1 protein-coding gene is annotated in these 1,633 nt (G+C 36.8%); it reads left to right on the forward strand.

The window, feature by feature from the left end; all coding sequences use genetic code 11:
• Positions 1 to 1,633 (forward strand): cellulase family glycosylhydrolase (locus tag KQA_RS20445; protein ID WP_010177913.1); only part of this gene is annotated, 1,633 nt, incomplete at both ends.

Consider the following 1,633-nt stretch of genomic DNA (forward strand, 5'->3'; position numbering starts at 1 on the left):
CTAACAATTTCTGGGAATTTTGTAAAATGTATAGTTGAGAATTGGAATTCAAATGCATTTGGAACTTGTGAAGCTGAAGAAGAAATTGAAACTGAAGATGTGGATAGTGCTTTAGTGCCAAATGGAGTAGGTACAAAATTTGAAGTAGAAAAGCCAACTCAGTTGGATGCTTCAACAAAATCAAGAATAGACTTCACATCAGAGGGTTTAAGGCAAGGTACTTTTGATGGTGAAGGAATAATGACAGGATTTAAAGTAGGAGAATCAATTGTTATACATGCTAATGGATTTATAAAAACACCAGGGAAATATACGGTTCAAATAGTTGTGTCTTCAGAGTCAGCAGGTCATTTATTTGTGTTACAAAGGGATGCTGGTACAACTACATTAGCTACTAAAGTTGTTCCAAATACAGGTGGCTTAGATAAGTATCAAATTGTAAGTATTCCAGGGATAGAATTTGGAGGAGATTTACAAGATATAGCTATTGCATTTGGAGGAACTACGGGTACAGGTACATTGAATATTGAGTCATTTTATTTGGCTCTAGATGGTACTACGACGCCAACTACACCTACAGAGCCTACAACTCCAACTGAACCAACTACACCTACAACACCGACAAAACCAGTTGTGGCAGGTAAAGGTGTAGTGGACGCGAATGGTTTAATGAAAGTAAATGGAAATCAAATCGAAAATGAAAGTGGAACACCTTTTAGTGTTGCAGGAAACAGTATATTTTGGAGTGGATTTCAAACAGTAGGAGGAAAGTTTTACCGTAAAGATGTTGTTGATCATTTAGCTCAAAATTGGAAAGCGGGTGTTGTTAGAGCAGCTATGGCAGTTGAAGAAGCTGATGGAGATGGAGGGGTACCTCCGACAAGTGCTAGATTTCCAAACGCTAGAGTAGTAAACCCTAGTGGACAAGGATATTTTAATAACCCAGCGGGAGAGTTAGCAAAAGTCAAAACTATTATTGATGCGGCCATTGAAAATGATATTTATGTGTTAGTTGATTTTCATTCACATTTTGCACATTTTTATAAAGATCAGGCTATTGAATTTTTTACTGAAATAGCGACAACTTATGGTACTAATGATCATATTATTTATGAGATTTTTAATGAGCCAATAGGAACAGCTCCAAACAGAGCAAATAATAGTGATGCCGCTGCATTTAGTGAATTTGATACTACTTGGAACACTATAATAAGACCTTATGCTATTGATGTAATTAAGGCAATTAGAGCCATTGACCCCGATAACTTAATTATTGTTGGTACTCCTGGCTTTTCACAAGGGGTTGAAGCAGCAGCGGATAATCCAATAACTAAAGCGGATTTAGGTTTTGGAGCATCTGATGAACTTAATATAGCTTATACATTACATTTTTATGCAAATCAGCCAGAACACGTAGCTTTACGAGGAGCAGCACAGAAAGCTTTAGATAAAGGAATTGCTTTATTTGTAACTGAGTGGGGGACAGTTGAAGCTAGTGGAGATGGAGCTGTAAGCGAAAGTGAAACATTAGCATGGATGAAATTCATGAAAGATAATAATATCAGTCATGCGAACTGGTCTATTACAGATAAGTTCGAAGGAGCATCGGTAATAAAAGGTAATTTAGGAGTTG

The sequence above is a fragment of the Aquimarina agarilytica ZC1 genome (assembly GCF_000255455.1).
GTDB classification, from domain to species: domain Bacteria; phylum Bacteroidota; class Bacteroidia; order Flavobacteriales; family Flavobacteriaceae; genus Aquimarina; species Aquimarina agarilytica.